At 31.7% G+C, this 18,586-nt stretch carries 19 protein-coding genes and 1 riboswitch; of the genes, 14 read left to right on the plus strand and 5 right to left on the minus strand.

All coding sequences use genetic code 11. The features are described from left to right. Positions 1 to 60: 60 nt before the first annotated feature. The 8 genes from walK to ACTHPI_RS08950 all read left to right on the plus strand — a co-directional run bounded on the left by walK (position 61) and on the right by ACTHPI_RS08950 (position 8,275). Entirely contained in the window at positions 61 to 1,914 is a 1,854-nt protein-coding gene (gene walK / locus ACTHPI_RS08915) for a cell wall metabolism sensor histidine kinase WalK (RefSeq protein ID WP_445353784.1), read from the plus strand. After that, a complete protein-coding gene (locus tag ACTHPI_RS08920) occupies positions 1,904 to 3,244 on the plus strand; it encodes a YycH family regulatory protein (RefSeq protein WP_445353785.1) in 1,341 nt (446 codons plus the stop codon). The genes walK and ACTHPI_RS08920 overlap by 11 nt, the downstream gene beginning before the upstream one ends. 2 nt (positions 3,245 to 3,246) lie before the next feature. Further along, a complete protein-coding gene (locus ACTHPI_RS08925; protein ID WP_445353786.1) occupies positions 3,247 to 4,077 on the plus strand; it encodes a two-component system regulatory protein YycI in 831 nt (276 codons plus the stop codon). Between the two features lie 20 nt (positions 4,078 to 4,097). Beyond that, entirely contained in the window at positions 4,098 to 4,895 is a 798-nt protein-coding gene (locus ACTHPI_RS08930; RefSeq protein WP_445353787.1) for an MBL fold metallo-hydrolase, read from the plus strand. Between the two features lie 74 nt (positions 4,896 to 4,969). Further along, positions 4,970 to 6,205 carry a S1C family serine protease gene (locus ACTHPI_RS08935; protein WP_445353788.1) on the plus strand — a complete coding sequence of 412 codons (1,236 nt, stop codon included), beginning with the start codon at positions 4,970 to 4,972 and terminating at the stop codon, positions 6,203 to 6,205. Between the two features lie 413 nt (positions 6,206 to 6,618). Then, entirely contained in the window at positions 6,619 to 7,098 is a 480-nt protein-coding gene (gene rlmH, locus ACTHPI_RS08940; RefSeq protein ID WP_144354570.1) for a 23S rRNA (pseudouridine(1915)-N(3))-methyltransferase RlmH, read from the plus strand. A 42-nt stretch (positions 7,099 to 7,140) separates the two neighbouring features. Further along, positions 7,141 to 7,782, plus strand: coding sequence for a hypothetical protein (locus ACTHPI_RS08945; protein ID WP_445353789.1), 642 nt, complete (start codon positions 7,141 to 7,143; stop codon positions 7,780 to 7,782). A 70-nt stretch (positions 7,783 to 7,852) separates the two neighbouring features. Then, positions 7,853 to 8,275 carry a hypothetical protein gene (locus tag ACTHPI_RS08950; protein WP_445353790.1) on the plus strand — a complete coding sequence of 141 codons (423 nt, stop codon included), beginning with the start codon at positions 7,853 to 7,855 and terminating at the stop codon, positions 8,273 to 8,275. 20 nt (positions 8,276 to 8,295) lie between these two features. On the opposite strand, the gene ACTHPI_RS08955 is transcribed toward ACTHPI_RS08950, so the two are convergent. Continuing rightward, positions 8,296 to 8,949: an energy-coupling factor transporter transmembrane component T family protein gene (locus ACTHPI_RS08955; RefSeq protein WP_445353791.1), complete on the minus strand. Its 654-nt coding sequence runs from the start codon at positions 8,947 to 8,949 to the stop codon at positions 8,296 to 8,298. 1 nt (position 8,950) lies between these two features. Beyond that, positions 8,951 to 10,318, minus strand: a complete 1,368-nt coding sequence (locus ACTHPI_RS08960) for an ATP-binding cassette domain-containing protein (RefSeq protein ID WP_445353792.1) — start codon at positions 10,316 to 10,318, stop codon at positions 8,951 to 8,953. Positions 10,319 to 10,343: 25 nt separating this feature from the next. After that, positions 10,344 to 10,438, minus strand: a riboswitch (TPP riboswitch). A 123-nt stretch (positions 10,439 to 10,561) separates the two neighbouring features. Between ACTHPI_RS08960 and ACTHPI_RS08965 the strand changes: the two genes are divergently transcribed. Continuing rightward, positions 10,562 to 11,503, plus strand: a complete 942-nt coding sequence (locus ACTHPI_RS08965) for a helix-turn-helix transcriptional regulator (RefSeq protein WP_445353793.1) — start codon at positions 10,562 to 10,564, stop codon at positions 11,501 to 11,503. A gap of 33 nt (positions 11,504 to 11,536) precedes the next feature. On the opposite strand, the gene htpX is transcribed toward ACTHPI_RS08965, so the two are convergent. From htpX to ACTHPI_RS08980, 3 genes are all read right to left on the minus strand, one after another. Further along, positions 11,537 to 12,427, minus strand: a complete 891-nt coding sequence (gene htpX / locus ACTHPI_RS08970) for a zinc metalloprotease HtpX (protein WP_445353794.1) — start codon at positions 12,425 to 12,427, stop codon at positions 11,537 to 11,539. Between the two features lie 17 nt (positions 12,428 to 12,444). Next, complete coding sequence (locus tag ACTHPI_RS08975; RefSeq protein ID WP_445353795.1) at positions 12,445 to 13,005, minus strand: LemA family protein; 561 nt, start codon at positions 13,003 to 13,005, stop codon at positions 12,445 to 12,447. A gap of 113 nt (positions 13,006 to 13,118) precedes the next feature. Further along, complete coding sequence (locus ACTHPI_RS08980) at positions 13,119 to 14,219, minus strand: SLC13 family permease (RefSeq protein ID WP_445353796.1); 1,101 nt, start codon at positions 14,217 to 14,219, stop codon at positions 13,119 to 13,121. Positions 14,220 to 14,396: 177 nt separating this feature from the next. On the opposite strand from ACTHPI_RS08980, the gene ACTHPI_RS08985 reads away from it, so the two are divergent. The 5 genes from ACTHPI_RS08985 to ACTHPI_RS09005 all read left to right on the plus strand — a co-directional run bounded on the left by ACTHPI_RS08985 (position 14,397) and on the right by ACTHPI_RS09005 (position 18,567). Then, positions 14,397 to 14,795: an iron-sulfur cluster biosynthesis family protein gene (locus ACTHPI_RS08985; protein ID WP_445353797.1), complete on the plus strand. Its 399-nt coding sequence runs from the start codon at positions 14,397 to 14,399 to the stop codon at positions 14,793 to 14,795. A 95-nt stretch (positions 14,796 to 14,890) separates the two neighbouring features. Next, on the plus strand, positions 14,891 to 16,672 hold the full coding sequence (locus tag ACTHPI_RS08990; protein WP_445353798.1) for a glycerophosphoryl diester phosphodiesterase membrane domain-containing protein: 1,782 nt from the start codon (positions 14,891 to 14,893) through the stop codon (positions 16,670 to 16,672). Between the two features lie 75 nt (positions 16,673 to 16,747). Continuing rightward, the gene (locus tag ACTHPI_RS08995; protein WP_155833163.1) at positions 16,748 to 16,888 is read left to right on the plus strand and encodes a hypothetical protein; all 141 of its coding nucleotides are present in this window, start codon (positions 16,748 to 16,750) and stop codon (positions 16,886 to 16,888) included. A 120-nt stretch (positions 16,889 to 17,008) separates the two neighbouring features. Beyond that, positions 17,009 to 17,650 (plus strand): YfbR-like 5'-deoxynucleotidase, encoded by a 642-nt coding sequence (locus ACTHPI_RS09000; protein WP_144354585.1) that lies wholly within the window; start codon positions 17,009 to 17,011, stop codon positions 17,648 to 17,650. Between the two features lie 2 nt (positions 17,651 to 17,652). Then, complete coding sequence (locus ACTHPI_RS09005; protein WP_445353799.1) at positions 17,653 to 18,567, plus strand: HNH endonuclease; 915 nt, start codon at positions 17,653 to 17,655, stop codon at positions 18,565 to 18,567. Positions 18,568 to 18,586 lie beyond the last annotated feature (19 nt).

Below are 18,586 nucleotides of genomic sequence, written 5' to 3' on the forward strand. Positions count from 1 at the left end.
AGAAAGCCACAGTTTTAATTTCTGTGGCTTTCTTTTTTGCGTTTTTGGGTAAAAATAAAAATGAAAGAAATAGTAAATAAAATAAAAAAGACCTTTAATTCAATTAATACAAAGTTAGCTGTAGTATTTATGTTAATGTTGCTTGCAACAATTGAAGTGATTGGGGCGTATTTTACACGTCAGCTTGAACAAAGTAGTATTGAAAACTTTCAATCATCAATTCAACTTCAAAATGTGGTTACAAGCCAATTAGCAAACCAATTAACTAAAGATAATAAGGGAACAAATGATAAGTTAAGTCGAATTATTAATGATTATAGCAATGATTCAATTAGTGAAATCATTGTAGTTGATAATAAGGATATTATTCGTGCTGTCTCTAGCTTTAATGATCGTAGTAGAATTGGACAGCGTGTTAATAACAATAATGTAAAACAAGTTACTTCTACAGGACGTCCGCTTACTAAAATAATTGATGATAATGGTAATTATATGATTCAAATTACGCCTTTAACAAGTGGAACAGGTGCTACTAATATTATAGGAGCTGTTTATGTAAAGGCAAGTATGCAAAATGTATTTCAAACTTTAAGAAATACTTCTATGATGTTTTTAGTTACATCATTAATTGCAGCAATTCTTGGTGCAATCTTATCTTTAGTTATTTCTCGAGCAATAACAAGACCAATTGAAGAAATGCAAGATCAAGCATTAAATATTGCAGATGGGGATTATTCAAGCCAAGTAAAAATTTATTCAAATGATGAGTTAGGTCAATTAGGAAAAGCATTCAATACTTTATCGGTAAGAATAGAACGTTCTCAGGAAGAATCAGATAGTGAAAGACGCCGATTAGATAGTGTTTTGTCACATATGAGCGATGGAGTAATTGCTACTGATAGACATGGTAATATCACGATTGTTAACCAAATGGCTTTGAACTTTTTAAATACTACTGAGAAAGCTATTGTTAATAAACCAATTTCAGAAGTTTTGGGATTAAATGAGTCTTCACAGGAAATAATTTCTAATCAAAAAGAAATTGTTGTTACAGTTAATCAAGGCACTAGAGATGAAATGATTTTACATGCTAGCTTTTCATTAATTAAGCGTGTAACAGGTTTTGTTTCTGGTAGTGTTTGTGTACTCCATGATGTAACTGAACAACAGAAAAACGAAAACATGCAAAGACAATTTGTTTCTAATGTTTCGCATGAATTAAGAACTCCGTTAACTAGTTTGAGTGCTTACATTGACACATTAAATCAAGGTGCGTGGAAAGATCCTGAAATTGCACCTAAATTTTTAAAAGTAACTCAAGAAGAAACTGATCGTATGATTAGAATGATTAATGATTTACTTAGTCTTTCTAGAATGGATCGTGGAACTTCTAAGATGGAATTAGAATTAGTTAACTTAAATGATTTTGTGGCTCATATCTTAAATCGTTTTGATATGATTGTAAAAAATGATAAAAATAAAAGTGATAAGAAAAAATACACAATTAAGCGAGAATTAGGCAAACAGGCTATTTGGGTTGAAATTGATACAGACAAAATGATGCAAGTTATTGATAACATTATGAATAATGCTATTAAGTATTCCCCAGATGGTGGTGTAATAACCGTTAGACTTAATGAAAGCCAAGGTAGGGTTATTTTAAGTATTTCTGATCAAGGATTAGGAATCCCTCGTAAAGATTTGGGTAAAATTTTTGATCGCTTTTATAGAGTAGATAAGGCTCGTTCACGTGCTCAAGGAGGAACAGGATTAGGATTGGCAATTGCTAAAGAAATTATTGAAGCCCACCATGGTAGAATTTGGGCGGATAGTAGTGAGGGACGCGGTTCAACTTTTTACATTTCGCTTCCATATGAACCAATGAGTGAGGAGGATGATTGGGATGAAGTTTAAATTTAAGTTTAGTGATTTATTTTTAGAAATTGCTACAGTATTCGTTATCATTCTCTCGATTATTCTTTGGATTTTTATTATGACTAGTGATCAGCGCTTTAGTCATATTAATCAGTCGCAATTAACGCGCCAACAATCTAGAACGCGTAATAGTAAGTCTTTGTATGATTTGTATATTCCTACTAATGCTTATGGCTTTGTTGATGGAAAATTATATCGTTTATATGATTCAAAAAATAATTTGCCATTTGAATTTTCTAAAGAATTGCAAAATGTTAAAGCAGAAAATGGAATAAAAAAGGTTAGCTCTGCTCGAGAAAAATATGAAAATATCTTAAATAATCCAGATTTTATTCAATTGTCTTATCCCGATGAAATTACCTTTGGTCTTTTTACTAAAACTAAGATGCAAAAAGGAGATCGTGAGTTTAATAGAATTTTTATTCCGAAAACTAACAAATGGCTCTACCTTGGTAATGATCAAAACACTTCTTTATATCGAATAAACTTGAAAAAAGCGAATTTTGATACTTTACGTCATTACGTAAAAATTGCTAAAAATAAAGAAGCAGTTAATTTTGTAAGATTAAAATCTGGGTATTCAGCGTTTTATTCAAAATCTGAAAACTGGAATGTTTATAGTTATCTTACATCAACTCAATCAGATTCATATTTTGTATCTCGCCTTTTAGGAACATCTGGAGTAACTAGTCGTACTAATAAAAATGGACATACGACATATTCCTATAACTACTATACTAGATTAAGAGTGCCCCAATCTGGCGAAAATAATCATCATGATTATTTATATACTCATTATGAAAAAGCTAAAGTGCCAACTGCAACTAATCGTTTATTTGACAGTATATATTATGTACATAGGTTAGGATTAACTGAACAAGATTTGCGCTTTTTTGATGCTGACAAGAATAGTGTTCGTTATACCAACTATATTGAAGGAATACCAGTATTTTTGAATGATCATGATTTACAAGTTGATACTAAGTTTTCATCAGATTCTGTAACAGTCGCGTTTAACAGTACAAATTTTCAAATTCCAATTCCATTTGATGGGCAAACACAAACTTTAGAATCAACTTATGATATGATTTCTACGCTTTCTAAGCATGGTTTACATCAATCTGAAATTGAACGAATTATGGTAGGTTTTAAAGTTGAGAGTGATCAAAGTCATGATAATTTGGTAAATTTAGTACCTACTTATTACATTAAGGCATTTGGTGAATGGAAGAGTGAAGCTGACTGGCTTAAGCAGGATATAAGTGTATTTCAGAAGACTGAAGAAGTTTCTACAGATGAGGTGAAGTAAAAATGGATCATAAAAGAATTGAATGGTTGTTTTTAATTGTCTTTGCCTTAATAGATATTTATTTAGGGGTTGAGATTTTGCGCTCACCAGTTAATCTGAGTACAGCCGGGGCAAATAATACTTCAACAACCAATATTCGTTCAGAAATGCGAGCAGATGGAATAGATTTACCAGAAAAATTATCTGATAAACAAGCTTCGGGATATTATTTAGCAGCGAAAAATCGCAACTATTTATCAGGTAAAGTTAGTTCTTTAACTAATATGGATGCACATTATTCAAAAAGTGATAATAATTTATATGCTACACCTAAACAAGAAGTTGATATTAAAGGTAAGCACGAAGAAATTTTAAAACAATTGGAAAAATTTAAAAATAATCCCAAAAATGTTCCATATGGTAAACAGTTTAGATATGAACCTGATATGTCTGGGGAAAATAATTATACTTTTGTACAAAATTCAGATTATGGGCAAATTTATGATAATGATGCTCAATTGACAATTACTGTTCAAGATGGACAAATCACTAATTATACCATGTCATATTTGGGACCAATTAGTTCAGTTAGAGAATTGCAGTCAACGATTAGTCCATGGCATGCAGTTAGAGCAATGTATACTGATCGTGAAATTGTTAATAACTCTAAAGTGATAAAGGTTAAGTTGGGGTATTCTAAATTGACTGATGTTAAAGGAAGCATTATTTTCTTGCCAACTTGGCTTGTGTGGGTGGAGAATAAAACAACTAAAAATATTACAATGAAACGTGTTAATGCTTATACTGCACAAATGCTGCAAAATAACACTTCGTATAATGTTGAAAAAAATTAATTTGGAAAGGAAAATACTAAGTGCAAGTTTCAGTTTTAGCAAGTGGATCTACTGGTAATACTAGTTTGATTATTACTAAGCAACATAAAATATTAATGGATGCGGGTTTATCTGGTAAAAAAACACGTGAACTTTTAGCTGAAGTAGGAGTAGATATTAAAGATATTGATATGGCATTTTTAAGTCATGATCATACTGACCATAGTGGTGGTTTAGGAGTATTAATGCGTAGATATCCACAAGTAAATGCTTTTGCTAATAGTGGAACTTGGAATTATTTATTAGAAAGTAAAAAAATAGGTAAACTTCCTGTAGAGCAGATGAACATAATTGAGCCAGGACAAACTAAAACGTTTGGAGATTTGGATGTGACAGCGTTTGCTACAAGTCATGATGCTGCTGATCCGCAATATTATGTATTTGAAAGTGAAGGTAAACGAATTGCTTTTTTGACTGATACGGGATATGTTTCTCAAGATGTTGAAGGAGTAATTAAGGAGGCGGATGCCTACATGATGGAGTTCAATTATGATACTATGATGTTAAGAGAAGGACCATATTCTTGGTCTTTAAAGCAACGTATTTTATCAGATGTTGGTCACTTATCCAACGAAGATGCGGCACAAGCTTTACTTGATATTGTTTGTCCAAAAACTAAACATATTTTTTTGGCACATCGAAGTAGTCATAACAATACAGAATATTTGGCTCATGAGACGGCAATGGAAATGTTAGTAGATGGAGATGCTAATTTAGATAACGATGTAAAAATTCTGGATACTGATCCAGAGATTCCTACGGAGCTAGTTAAAATTTAGTATTTTTGCAAACTTTATTCATATAAATTTCAAATTTAGCTAGTATGATTATTGTTAATCAGGAGGATAGTTTTATGGAAAATCAAGATCCAAATAGACAAAAACGAGTTAGTGAAAAAAAGAAAAATAATAATATTTTAGTAAAGACTGCAATTGTAGGTGTAGTTGCAGGTCTTATTGGTGGTGGAGCATCATATGCTGTGCTCGACCATATGAATCAAAACTCAAATAATGAAGCTCAAACTAGCATCTCTTCTACAAGCTCCAAATTATCTAAATCAAGCGCTAAAACTAGTGGAACTATGACAAGTGCTTATGACAGAGTAAAGGGTGCAGTTGTTTCTGTAATTAATCAAAAGCGTCAATCATCTACTTCATCAAATAGTATTTATAGTTTGTTTGGTGGAAGTGATGATTCTTCTGGTAGCAAGAAGAGCAACAAACTTGAAACTTATAGTGAAGGTTCCGGGGTTGTTTATATGAAGTCAAATGGTAAAGGTTACATTGTAACTAATAATCACGTAGTTTCAGGTAGTGATGCTGTTGAAGTTATGCTTGAAAATGGTAAAACTGTAAAAGCCAAAATTGTTGGTACTGATGCTACAACAGACCTAGCAGTTCTTTCAATTGATGCAAAATATGTAACTCAAGTAGCTGAATTTGGGGACTCTAAGACTCTTCAAGCAGGTCAAAGTGTAATTGCTGTAGGTTCTCCTCTAGGCAGTGAATATGCTTCAACTGTAACTCAAGGTATAATTTCTGCACCAAGTAGAACTATTACTACTTCTTCAAATCAACAAACAGTTATTCAAACTGATGCAGCAATTAATCCAGGTAATTCAGGTGGTGCTCTTGTTAACTCAGCAGGTCAAGTCATTGGAATTAACTCAATGAAGTTATCACAATCGACTGATGGTACTTCTGTTGAAGGAATGGGATTTGCTATTCCTTCTAATGAAGTAGTAACTATTGTTAACCAATTAGTTAAGAAGGGTAAAATTACCCGTCCACAGCTTGGTGTAAGAGTTGTTGCACTTGATGGAATACCAGAAGCATATCGTTCTAGAATGGATATTGATTCTAAACTTAAGAATGGTATCTATATTGCTCAAATTGAAAGTAATGGTTCAGCAGCTAAGGCTGGTCTTAAGACTAAGGATGTTATTACTAAAGTCGATGGTAAAACTATCAGCGATGTTGCATCACTTCACAGTATTCTTTATACTCATAAAGTTGGCGATACTGTAACTGTTACAGTTAACAGAAATGGTAAGAATCAAGATATTAAGGTTAAACTTCAAGGAAATTAACTAGACTAACAACTAAAAAAGAGCCTGTTTTAATAGCAGACTCTTTTTTCTTAACAAAAATATTGTGTAACATCTGATTATTCGTAAAATAAATACATATTTATAACATTGTGCTAAAATCTGTGGATAACTCTGTGAATTGTGGATAATAATATGTGCTTTTTTAAAAAATAATTGAATATAATCTCATAATTTATCTCAATAGTAATTATATGTAAGGGCTATAAAGACTAACTAAATAGCATTTAAAATAAATGTTCGAAATTTACTGATAATTTTCTATCTATTGGTATTATTTACTGATAGATAAAGAATAGACTACTAATTATAGTACTTAAATTTAAATAAACACTAAATATAGAAATATTGTTTCATAACTAATGTGGAAAAGTTAGCCGTGGTATACTATAAGCATGAATATTAAAATTGTATGTGTTGGAAAACTAAAAGAAAAATATTTTAAAGATGCGATTGCTGAATATGAAAAAAGACTCAGCCGTTTTGCTAAAGTAAAAATCGTCCAGGTGCCAGATGAGAAAGCTCCTGAAAAATTAAGTGCTGCTCAAGATGAACAAGTTAAAAAAATAGAAGGGGAAAGAATTTTGTCCAAAATAAAGGACAAAGAATATGTTTATGTAACAGCAATCAAGGGTAAGCAAAGACCAAGCGAGGAATTTGCTAAAGAAATTCAAGATTTGGCAACTTATGGACATTCAGATATTACTTTTGTAATTGGAGGTAGTCTTGGAACTAGTGAGGCGGTTAATAAGCGCGCTGATGATTTGATTAGTTTTGGTAAACTTACCATGCCACATCAATTGATGCGTGTGGTATTAATTGAACAGATTTATCGAGCTTTCATGATTAATAGTGGAAGTCCATATCATAAATAAAGTATTATAATGGAATAAATGATACTGTAAAGAAGGCATAAAATGAAGAAATCATTTATTTTGTTAACTAGCGCTGTCTTATTAGGAATTAGCGCAACTAGTGTATCGACTCAAACAGTGAATGCTACAAGTAATCGAGTAGTTGACGAAGCTAAGATTCAAAAATTAAAGATCAAATATGATACAAAAAGCAAAGAACTTAACTTCTCTGGTTTAGCTACCAAAGGTGAAAAAGTTATTATCAATTATAACGGTAAAAAAGTTAAAATCGCTAAAGTTAATAATGGTCATTTCACTGCTAATGTGAAGTTTGTGGGTTACAAACCATTCACCATATATGCAGTAAACAGCAAAGGTAAACGTGTAACGCCAATTAGTAAGGTTACATCAAATAACTACGCTGCCAAAACTCCAGTTGCTATTAAATCAGGTAGAACTAAGAAGGGCATAAGTTATACTTTCAACACAATTCCAAATAACAACTTAGTAATGTATTTCCAAGGAAATAAAGTTTTGACTAAGAAAACTAGTTCTAAGACTACCAAGGTCTTTATTCCTGCTAAAGAATTGAAAAATAAGAAGGGCCACTTCACTGTTAAACAATTGCAAAAAGGCAAAAAAGCTAGTCCAGCTTCAAAAGCTGAAATAGTTAAAGTTGGTGTAGCTTCTGTGTTGAATTATTAATACTAAAACCTCCACTCAAATTATGGGTGGAGGTTTTGTTGTACAATGAGGATAACGGAGGACTAGAAAAATGCTAATTATCGTTATCTTAAATGTAATAATCGGCTTTGGAATATCGTATTTTTGTGCCAGAGAATTAGGATTTGATCTGACGCTTTGGACAATGAGTATTGATTTTTTGATTTGCGGAGCAGCTTTATTTATTTGCGGCATTCCAATTTGGCAAAATTATCAAAATTCATCAGTGTTGACTTTTATCGCAAGCTTATTAGTGCTTGTCGGGGCTGTTAGTTTAGTTATTAGTTTGATTATGAAAATTCCGCGTAATTTTAATAAGAAAAATAGACGTGAGCTGGGAATTATGCTGGAATTAATAGGTATTATTGCACTTATTGTTTTGTGGAAGAAACCATTTGATTGGGAAAGCTTTATTTTACCAGAATTATTTGTTTTGCTAGGTTTAGGAATTCTATGGTTGAATAGAGTTAAATAGTTATTGGAGAAATTCCAAAACTAACATGTACAGAATAATAAAATATTAACTAGAATTAAGACTGTGATAAAAATTATCCAGTCTTTTTTGGTTAATGGTATTTTTACAATAGTTGATCTTAATGCTTCTTCTTGATAGCCGTGAGATTGCATACCTTGTGCCAAATTTTCTGCGGAGTTTAATGCAACGATAATTGCCTTAAAGTAAAGTTGCGGTGACCAAAATGAAAGGTAGAGTCCGCGCATCATGGCATTGGTTCGAATTTTCTTAACAGCTTGTTGCATTTGCGGAACAATATTTAATGCTGCTAAAACACCATAAGCAAACTTGCTTGGTAAATGTAAATTCTGTTCTAATGACCTAGCAAATTCCACAGCACTAGTATCAATCATTACACAAGAAATTGTTAGAACATAGACATAAATACGCGTTGATAAAACCCAAGCAAAATATTTATCTGGATGAGGTGAAAACCAATATAATGTAGCAAAAATCGTAAAAGCTGCAATAAAAGGAGCAACTAAAATACTTAACAAGTATTTTGGCTTAATTTTTTTTAATAGTAAATAAATTAAAATTGCAACGATAATAATTAGATTAGTAGTTAAACTTGCCTTGAGTGATATTTCCAGGGAAATAATAAAAGCAAGGATAAATTTTAAGCTAGGATTCATATTAATTCTCCACATAAGTTAATTGTCGATTGGCAAATACAAGGTGGTAATCACACCATTTATCCATTTCTTGAAGTTGATGACTAATAATTAAGATGGTCTGATGGAGTTCTTTTTGAGTTTCTTTGATTAGTTGCAAAATAATTTTACTAGAATTTTTATCAAGGCCACTAAGTGGTTCATCAAATAAAAGTACATCATGACCAGATAGAAGCATTAATAAAATTTGTAGCTTTTTTTGTTGACCACCAGATAAAGAATAGACAACTTGATTTAGATGAGTATCTAATTGTAATAATTTAAGCATTTCCTGGATTTTTTTATCTGAAAAGAAATTGTTTTTGCAAAGCTTTTTACTTAAATTAATTTCATCTTCAACTGTAACTTTTAAGAATTGATCGCTTGCATTTTGAAAAACTTGTGCAACGTGAAGAAGATATTTACGTGATTTTAATTTAGAAATTTCATTATTTTGATATTTAATTGAACCAGAATATGGATTCATTTTAGTCAAAACTTTAAAAAAGGAACTTTTACCAATTCCATTAGCACCAGTAATTAAGGTGATTTTTTCTTGGGGGATGCTTAAAGATTTTTGATTTAGTAATAAACGATTTTGACTAATGGAAGTTTTATTTAAAACAAAAGTTGGCTTGTCATTTTTTGAAGGTAATGAGAAGTTAAGGCTTAATTGAGTATTTTCCTGATTAAGTATTTTGGCTTTTTCTAATTTTGAAAGGAAGACAAAACTATTATTTTGATATTGTAAAATTTCATCACAGATTTTTTGATAATCATTTAAATTATGGTCACTTAAAATAATGGTTTTTCCTTTTTTCTTGAGTTGGTTTAACTTATTTATTAAAAAGATGCGAGATTCAGGGTCACAACTTGCAAATGGTTCATCTAAAATTAAATAATCAACATCCATAGCAATTAAGACTGCTAAAGCTACGCGCTGTTTTTCACCGCCTGACATTGTAGAGATATCTTGATCTAATAAGTGTGTAATTTGAGCAAACTTTGTGGCAATTTTTAGACGATGTTCATATTCAGGAGGTGATTTTTGTAAATTTTCTAATGCAAAAATAATTTCATCTCTGGCAGTAGCCATGGTGAATTGCTGACTAGGATTTTGGAACATCATGGCGTAAGTTGAATGATTTCGATTGATATTTCCTGATGAAACTTGTCCAGCTAGTTTTGGATATAGATTTGCAAGCAATTTTAAAAGTGTACTTTTACCGCATCCTGTAGGACCGGATAATAAATAAAATTTTCCAGGTTCTAGATTTAAATTAATATTTTTTAGAATATTTTTATCTTTTTCGTAGCCAAAAGACAAATTATTAATTTTGATATTTTTCATAAAAAAAGCCTCCTAAGTTAGGCGGCGTATAAAATAGTATCTTCCCTGCGACAGCATTATCTGTATCAGGTTCAATGGGTATATTCTCAGCTATTTTATAGCACCCCTCAAGACAATTATAGAAAATATCATATAAAATGTCTATTTTACAACAGTGTAAGCTCTTACACTAAAATAATATCAACTTTTGATATATAATATAAGTATAGTGTTATATTTAATAGAAATAGAAAGGATGGACATATGACAGCTGTTGCGTTGGATCAGTACCTTATGAGTGTACTTAAAGCGGATAAGACTGGAAGTAATGAAGTAAAGCTTGAGGCAGGCAATAAAAATTTTGATTTGTTTACCATCTATCTTGAAAATCATGATACTGACGTTCATCATTACCGAATGGATGTTTCAACGATTATCTACGTTGTTAATGGAAGTGTAACGATTAAGAGTGGTGAAAAAAGTCTGAATTTGAAGTCTGGTAGTGTTTTATTACTTACAGAAAATAGCAAATATTCCGTACTTAATCAGTCAAAAGATGCTTTAATTACAAAATTTAAGTTTCAACCAGGATTTGAATATAGAAAATTTTTTAACGATTTTGCTTGTAAGGGTATTGAAGAGGAAGCAATAGTTGATAAAATTGCTCGAAGCTTAAGTGAAGAACATGTTCTGTGGATGAAGAACAGTCCTTTAACTCGTCCATCTCAAATTATGCGTCATATTATTGATGGGTATCTTAATGAGGAGTTATTTACAAGAGCTTTAATTGGTGCTGAACTAACTGTGATGTTGATTATTTCAATTCGTAATCAGCGTATGGTTTCTTCAACGAGTCTTGATAAGACTAAATTTGAGAAAAAGGCTCTCGATAATTATATTGATAATAATTTTGAGGATATTTCATTATCTAAAACTGCAAAATATTTCGGTTTTAATCCAAATTACTTTTCTAATATGGTTAAACAAAAAACAGGGAAGAGTTTTGTAGATCATGTTGATGATAGACGAATGCAAGAAGCAAAAGTTTTGCTTGCACAACCTGATATTTCCTTAAAAGAAATTATTTCAAGAGTTGGTTATTCAAGTAAGTCATTCTTTTATAAAAAGTTCAATGATTATTACCAAATAACTCCAGCAGCTATGCGAGAAGAATTATTTAGAGATGCTGGTATTCATTTGAGATAACAAAAAACCATTTCCTAGGAAATGGTTTTTTGTTTACATTTTTTCAAGTCTAGCAATTCTGTCTTCTGTCGGTGGGTGAGTATCAAATAAAGAACCGCTATGCTTAAATGGATTTTCAATATACATTCCAGCGCTTGATCTATCTGCTTGCTTCATTGGAGCACTGCCCTCAATTTTTTGAAGAGCAGAAATTAATCCTTGAGGATTCCGAGTTAATTCGACTGAAGAAGCATCAGCTAAATATTCTCGGTTACGTGAAAGTGCCATTTGTGCAAGACTTGCTGAAAGTGGACCTAAAATTAATACAAATACTATAGCAATAATTTTAAAAATCATCTCAACTGGATTAGATTCACGATCATCATCATCTCGACTGCGTCCACCGCCCCACCAGATAAAGCGACTAGCCATTCCAGAAATAAATGATATTACTCCAACTAGAACAACAGCGATGGTTGATAGACGAATATCATAATTGCGAATATGGGAAATTTCATGCCCTAAAACCCCTTCTAACTCTTCACGATTCATCATATCACGTAAACCTTGTGTGACAGCTACAGCACTATGTTCCGGGTCTCGTCCCGTGGCAAAGGCATTCGGACTAGAATCTGGAATAATGAAGACTCGAGGCATTGGGACACGTCCGACCATTGCCATATCCTCTATAATATGCCAAAGCTCTGGATCGTCTGATTCATGTATCTCTTGAGCGTGATTAAGACTCATAACCATATTTGCAGGATTTTGCATGACAATGAACATGTAAATTAAACTACCAAAAAAGGCTATGGCAATCCCTACGCCAGGAGAGTTGCTAAATAAGTAGCCAAATCCTGCACCTACTAAAGTTAAAATAATGACAAAGGCTGTCATAACGATGACAGTCTTGCGTTTGTTTCGTGCAATTTGTTGGTATAACATTTTGTTTTACCTATAAATTAAAATTTAACTGTTGGAACTTCTTTTTCTTGTTGAGGAGTTTCTAAGTAATCAACCTTCTTGAAGCCGTGAATTTTGGCAACAATATTTGATGGGAAAGTTAATAACTTTTGATCATATTGTGCAGCACTTGAGTTGTACAATTGACGAGCATAAGCAATCTTGTTTTCTGTATTAGTCAACTCTTCTTGAAGTTTTAAGAAGTTTTGGTTAGCTTTTAGATCTGGGTAATTTTCAGATAATGCAAAAATTGTTTTAAGTGAATCGGTTATTTCATTAGAAACTTTAAGTGTCTCTTCTCTGTCTCCACTTGGAACTTGTGTTAATTGATTACGAAGTTGAACCACTTTTTCAAAGGTTTCACTTTCATGTTTTGCATAGCCCTTAACAGTTTCAACTAAATTAGGAATTAAATCATTTCTACGTTTTAATTGAACGTCAATTTGACTCCAACTTTCATCTGTATAAACTTTAGCTCTTTGAAGTCCGTTGTAAGTAGTAATATAGATAGCTACTATTAAGACAACGATAATAAGGATAATCCATAATAAGGGTGACATAATTTTTCCTCCTGTATAGATAAATTTTGTTATAGAAATTATACTAATTTGATAATTTTTAAGCAATAAAAAAAGATGCTTTAAAGGCATCTTTTTTTATTGCTTAAAAATTTCTAAATTAATAGTAAAATCCAACCAGCAGCAGTCAAGATAATTAATCCGATAAATTGCATAATAGACCAATCAATAAAGAACTTAGTCTTATCTACACTAGCATGTTGGTTAAAAGTCTTAAGAACTAGCATGTTTGCCATTGAACCGATTGCGGAACCAAATCCACCAATGTTAGAACCAAGAAATAGTGCTTCAGCGTATGTAGTAAATTTACCAACCAAAATAGTAGATGGAACGTTACTCATAACTTGACTTGTAATAATAGAAGCAAAGTATGTTGACATTTCTGAACCAACCATCATATGGATTCCATTCACAATTGCTGGAATTTGTTGAATATCACTGATAAAAATAAAGAAACCAGTGAAAGTTAAAAGTAGGGCATAGTCGATCTTGAGCATTATTCTAGGATTAATCAAAAGTGCCAATACAATTGCTAAAAGCATTGGCCAGACAATATTAACAACTCGGAAAACACCAAAGAAGAAAAAGATAAATACGGCTGTAGTAATCAGAGTTGGACGCCAGCTAATTTTAATACTTTCAGTTTTCTGAACAGGTATTTTTTCTTTAGGGATAAATAAGAAAATAATCCCTAAAATTATCATAGACGCTACTAAATAAGGAATTGACCATGCAAAAAATTGCACAGCGTTTACATCATATCGACTAACTAAGAAGATATTGTGTGGATTTCCCCATGGAGTAAAAGCAGCTCCAATATTAGCACCCATACCAATCAAGGTAACTGGTAAAATCTGTGGCAAATCATATTTCTTGGCTATATTTAAATATAACGGTATTAAAGTTAAACAAGTAATATCATTACCCAAAAACATACCAGAAATAACTGCTAATAACGTAAATAGCATGTTTAATTTACGTGTATTATCAGCGATACTAGTTAATTTATATGCCAATACATCTAGTACGTGCAAATAAGCGTATATTTGAATAATTGTAAGCATTGCCGCCACTGACCATAATGTATGAAAATTAATATCAGCTAGTCGTGGTCTAGCAAAAAAAAGACTCACTACAGTAATTAATACTGTAATTTGTAAGATTCTATCTTTAGCAATATTCTTCAAGACGGTCATAAAAGGTCCCCCTCACATATTACAATCGTCTAAAAACCCTATTTACCATTTTGAGCCTTTTTGGCAATGCTTGCAATGCTTAATTTATAAAAATTACTCGAAAAAGCATATTTTTTGCATAAAAAACGCTTTCTTGCTAATATCAAGTAAGAAAATTCCATTTTAGGAGGGAAAAACATGACTGAAGAAGTAAAGATGAATATTAAACCAGAAGCAGCTGAAATTATCAAAAAACATGTGTCACCAGGCCAAGTTGTTCTTTTGGCACTTAATGATGGATCTAATAAGTATTCAAAGCTTGGTGGAACTTGTACAATTGGTGCTAACTTTCAATTTGTAATTTTGGATAAGAAGGATCCAGATTATACTATTAAGATTGAAAATAATGCAGGTCTCGACTTATGGACCGCCAAGCCAGAAATGGGATTTTTAGAAAATAATTTAGTAGTTAATGCTCGTAATTCTACTTTAAGCTTATCAGATGATAGTGGAATTATTGATGGAGCAGTGAGTGTTGAAGAATATAAGCCAAGTAGTGTAACTGCTAAGGATATGCAAGAAGGAAAAACTTGCTAATATTAAAATTAAGAAATTACTATCAGGGATGCATTTTCTTTATAGAAAGTGTGTCCTTTTTTGTTAGAATTGAGGCAAAAACTAGAGGAGAAAAAATGAAATTTAAAGATATTCAACACTATTCTATAAATTTTAAAGAGCATTTCTTGCAATATTTAATGCTTTTTCTAGGAATAGATTTAATTAGTCAATTTATAGTAATTCCGATATTTCGATATCTCACAACGTATATTTTGCAAGCTGGAGCAATTCCCTTTGTCTCTTATCAAAATATTGTAACCATAATTACGACGCATACAATGGTATTTATAGCGTTATTAATTGAATTAATTTTATTAATGGTTATTATTTATGCTGAGTTTGCTTTTTTATTGATTGGAATTCGTGATATTAGTTCGAATAATTATAATATACAAAAAAATATAAAGCAGACTATTAATGTCTGTAAAAAAATAAGACCATCATCATTATTATTACTAATTGCATATTTTTTATTTATAATTCCTTTTGCAGATATTATTTATCGCACACCGCTTCTTTCAAAAATTCAAATTCCAGAGTTCATTCTTGACTATATGACAAGAAATGGAATTTTACTTACAATTTTAATTGTATTTTACTTAATAGTTGGCGTTTTAGGAATTAGGTTAATTTTAACTTTGCCGATTATGATTTTTAATGATAAAAAAACATGGCCAGCTATGAAAGAAAGTTGGAATAAAACAGCTAATTTTGGATGGTGGAGAATATTAGTAAAATTATTGATTTTACTTATTATGACCGTGTTATTGTTAATAGGATTTTATTGTAGTTTATATGTTTTGCAGTTAGTGTGGGATGTATTTCCTGGGAAATTACCAGAAATATTAGCTGTAATAAACTTAACTACGATTCAAATAATTAGTGAATTGATTTTAGTATGGTCATCTGTAATTGCTTTTTTAATTTTATTTAAATTAGTTGATTTTGGTGCTGAAAATAAGTATATTGTACCGAAACAAAAATTTAAATTAACTGTGGGAGTAATAACTTTAGGCATTGCGCTAATTGGGGGAGCAATTACTACAAACATTTTGTATTTAAATGGAAAAGATTCAAAAGCTCCTATTGTTGTCTCGCATAGAGGAGTAAGTAGTAAAAATGGAGTTCAAAACACAATCCCAGCCTTAAAGAAAACAGCTAAAATGAAGCCAGATTATGTTGAAATTGATTTACATGAAACACGTGATAAGCAATTTATTGTATTACATGATGAAAATTTAAAGAAACTAACTGGTGTTGATAAAGCTCCAAGTCAATTAACTCTAAGTCAATTGACTAGGCTTACAGCACGTGAAAATGGTCATAGTGCTAAATTAGCTAGCTTTGATCAATATTTGCATGAAGCAGAAAAATTGCATCAAAAACTATTGATTGAAATAAAAACTACACCTAATGATTCTAAAAAGATGCTTGAGCGATTCAATAAAAAATACGGCAAAATTATTATAAAAAATCACTATAAAGTTCAATCGTTGGATTATCGCGTAATTGAAGGACTTCATGAAATAAATCCTAAACTTGATGTAATGTATATTCAGCCTTACAACTTTACTTATCCTAAAAGTAATGCAAATGGGTATTCTATGGAATATTCAACTCTGAATTCTGACTTTATTTGGCAGTCTCATCTTAATCATCATCCAGTGTATGCATGGACGGTAAATGATGCAAACTTAATGAAAAAATTGATGTTTGATCATGTTGATGGTGTGATTACTGATGATTTGCCAGAAGTAAAGACAGCTATTGAAGATTTTCAAAATAATTCTACTTATGCCAATCGAATTTTGAACTATATTTTAGTATTGCCAACTCATTCTAGTTTAGAAGTGTAGAAAAACACCTTGCATAAACTCACTCTAAATGTTAAACTATACTAGATTTTCGAAAATCTGAAAGGAAGTATAGCTATGCGTAAAGGTGAAAACTACAACACTGGTTGTGAACCAAACCAAAGACCTAAGAACAAGCGTAACGCTAAGAAGCGTGTTGCTCACGTAGCAGCAGTTGTTGCTTTTCTTAACAAGGCCGCAGAAGACGAAAACAAGTAGTCTCTGTTTAACACAAGAATATGAAGTCAAGACATTGGTCTTGACTTTTTGTTTGCATTAAAAATATTTTTTTGGTAACATAGATAAAATTTTAGAGTATTACAAAAGGAGGAATTAAGAATGGGATTAAACGCATATATTCAAGGTTTTAACAGTTTGGAATCAATTGATAGAGCACCTGGTTACTTTAAATATCACCACCATTCAGTTGCTGACCACTGCTTCAGAACTGCACAACTTGCTCAGATGATGGGAGACATCGAAGAAGTTAAGGGAAAGCAAAAAGTGAATTGGAAGGCTCTTTATGAAAAGAGCTTGAATCATGATTATACAGAACGCTTTATTGGTGATATTAAGACCCCTGTAAAGTATGCAACACCACAACTTCGAAAGATGATTGGTGATGTTGAAGAAACTATGACGCATAAATTTATTAAAGATGAAATTCCTAAAGAATTCCAAGAAATTTACAAAAAGCGTCTTTCAGAAGCTAAAGACGATACTTTAGAAGGGAAAATTCTCTCTATTTGTGATAAGTTAGACTTACTTTATGAAGCATATGGTGAAATTGAACTAGGAAATCCAAATCCTGTTTATATGCAGATGTTTAAAGAAAGTCTTGAAACTATCAAGAAATATGATGACATGGTTTGTGTACAATACTTTATTAAACATATTTTGCCAGACTTATTTAAAGGAGACTTTGCTGGAAAGGACAAAATGCAAAGAATAGCTTTTAGCATTTTGTTAATGGGGGAATAAGATTGAAATTTCAATGCAGTAGATGTGGTCTAAGGATAGATTCACTGCATTTCAAGCAAAAGGGATTGATGAATCCTAAATTAACTAGCATTTGTGACATCTGTATTCAGCGTGGTGAAATAGCAGAGAAGTTTGCCAATAGTAGTGTGAATACTTTTGCTCAAACTCTTCTCTATACTTTTGTGGGGCTTGATGGAGATGAAGAGGATGGATGGCTAGTTAAAGATAAAAAGATGCGTAAGCGATATGAGGCGTTTATTCAGGATTATGATGGTAATGAACTAGCTCAACAGCAGATAAATAGGCACGACTTTAATGAAGCGGTAATTGCTAGTGAAACTGGACAAGTTGACTACGTTCCAGATTCAGGGATAGAATTTGCTAAAAACCTTGAAAAAATGGGCTTAGACGTGAGTTTTCAACTTAATGAGGTTGATTATATTGATCGTGAAAGAATTCGTGCTAAGTACCATTATCGCTGTCAGTACTGCGGTCGGCGCGGACGAAGTGTTGATCATAAAGATCCGGTATCACTTTCTCACAACAATGATTTAGATAATTTGATTTTGTCATGTAGTGAATGCAATCGAATTAAATCTAATATGCCTTATAAGCTATTTAAGAAACTTAACAATCAAATTCCAGAAATTAATAAAAAACTAGTTAAGTATGAAAATTCGCTTGGGAGCTTAAAAGAAGAATTTGAACGTCGGCGTAGAAAACTTGCAGCTACTGCTCACTTAAAAAGCATTGTAAATGATCCAGAATTGAATAAAATGCGTAAGCAAAATAAAAAGCTACAAGATGCAATTGATAGCTTGGAAAGTGATTATAATGCACTGAGAAGCTTGCGTGAGACGCATTTTGTAACTGGCTGGAAACTTGCTCAAGAAAATGAAAAAGAAGATATAATTTAAAAAAGCGCGGATTTTTAGG

It is taken from the genome of Lactobacillus sp. PSON (genome assembly GCF_052615405.1).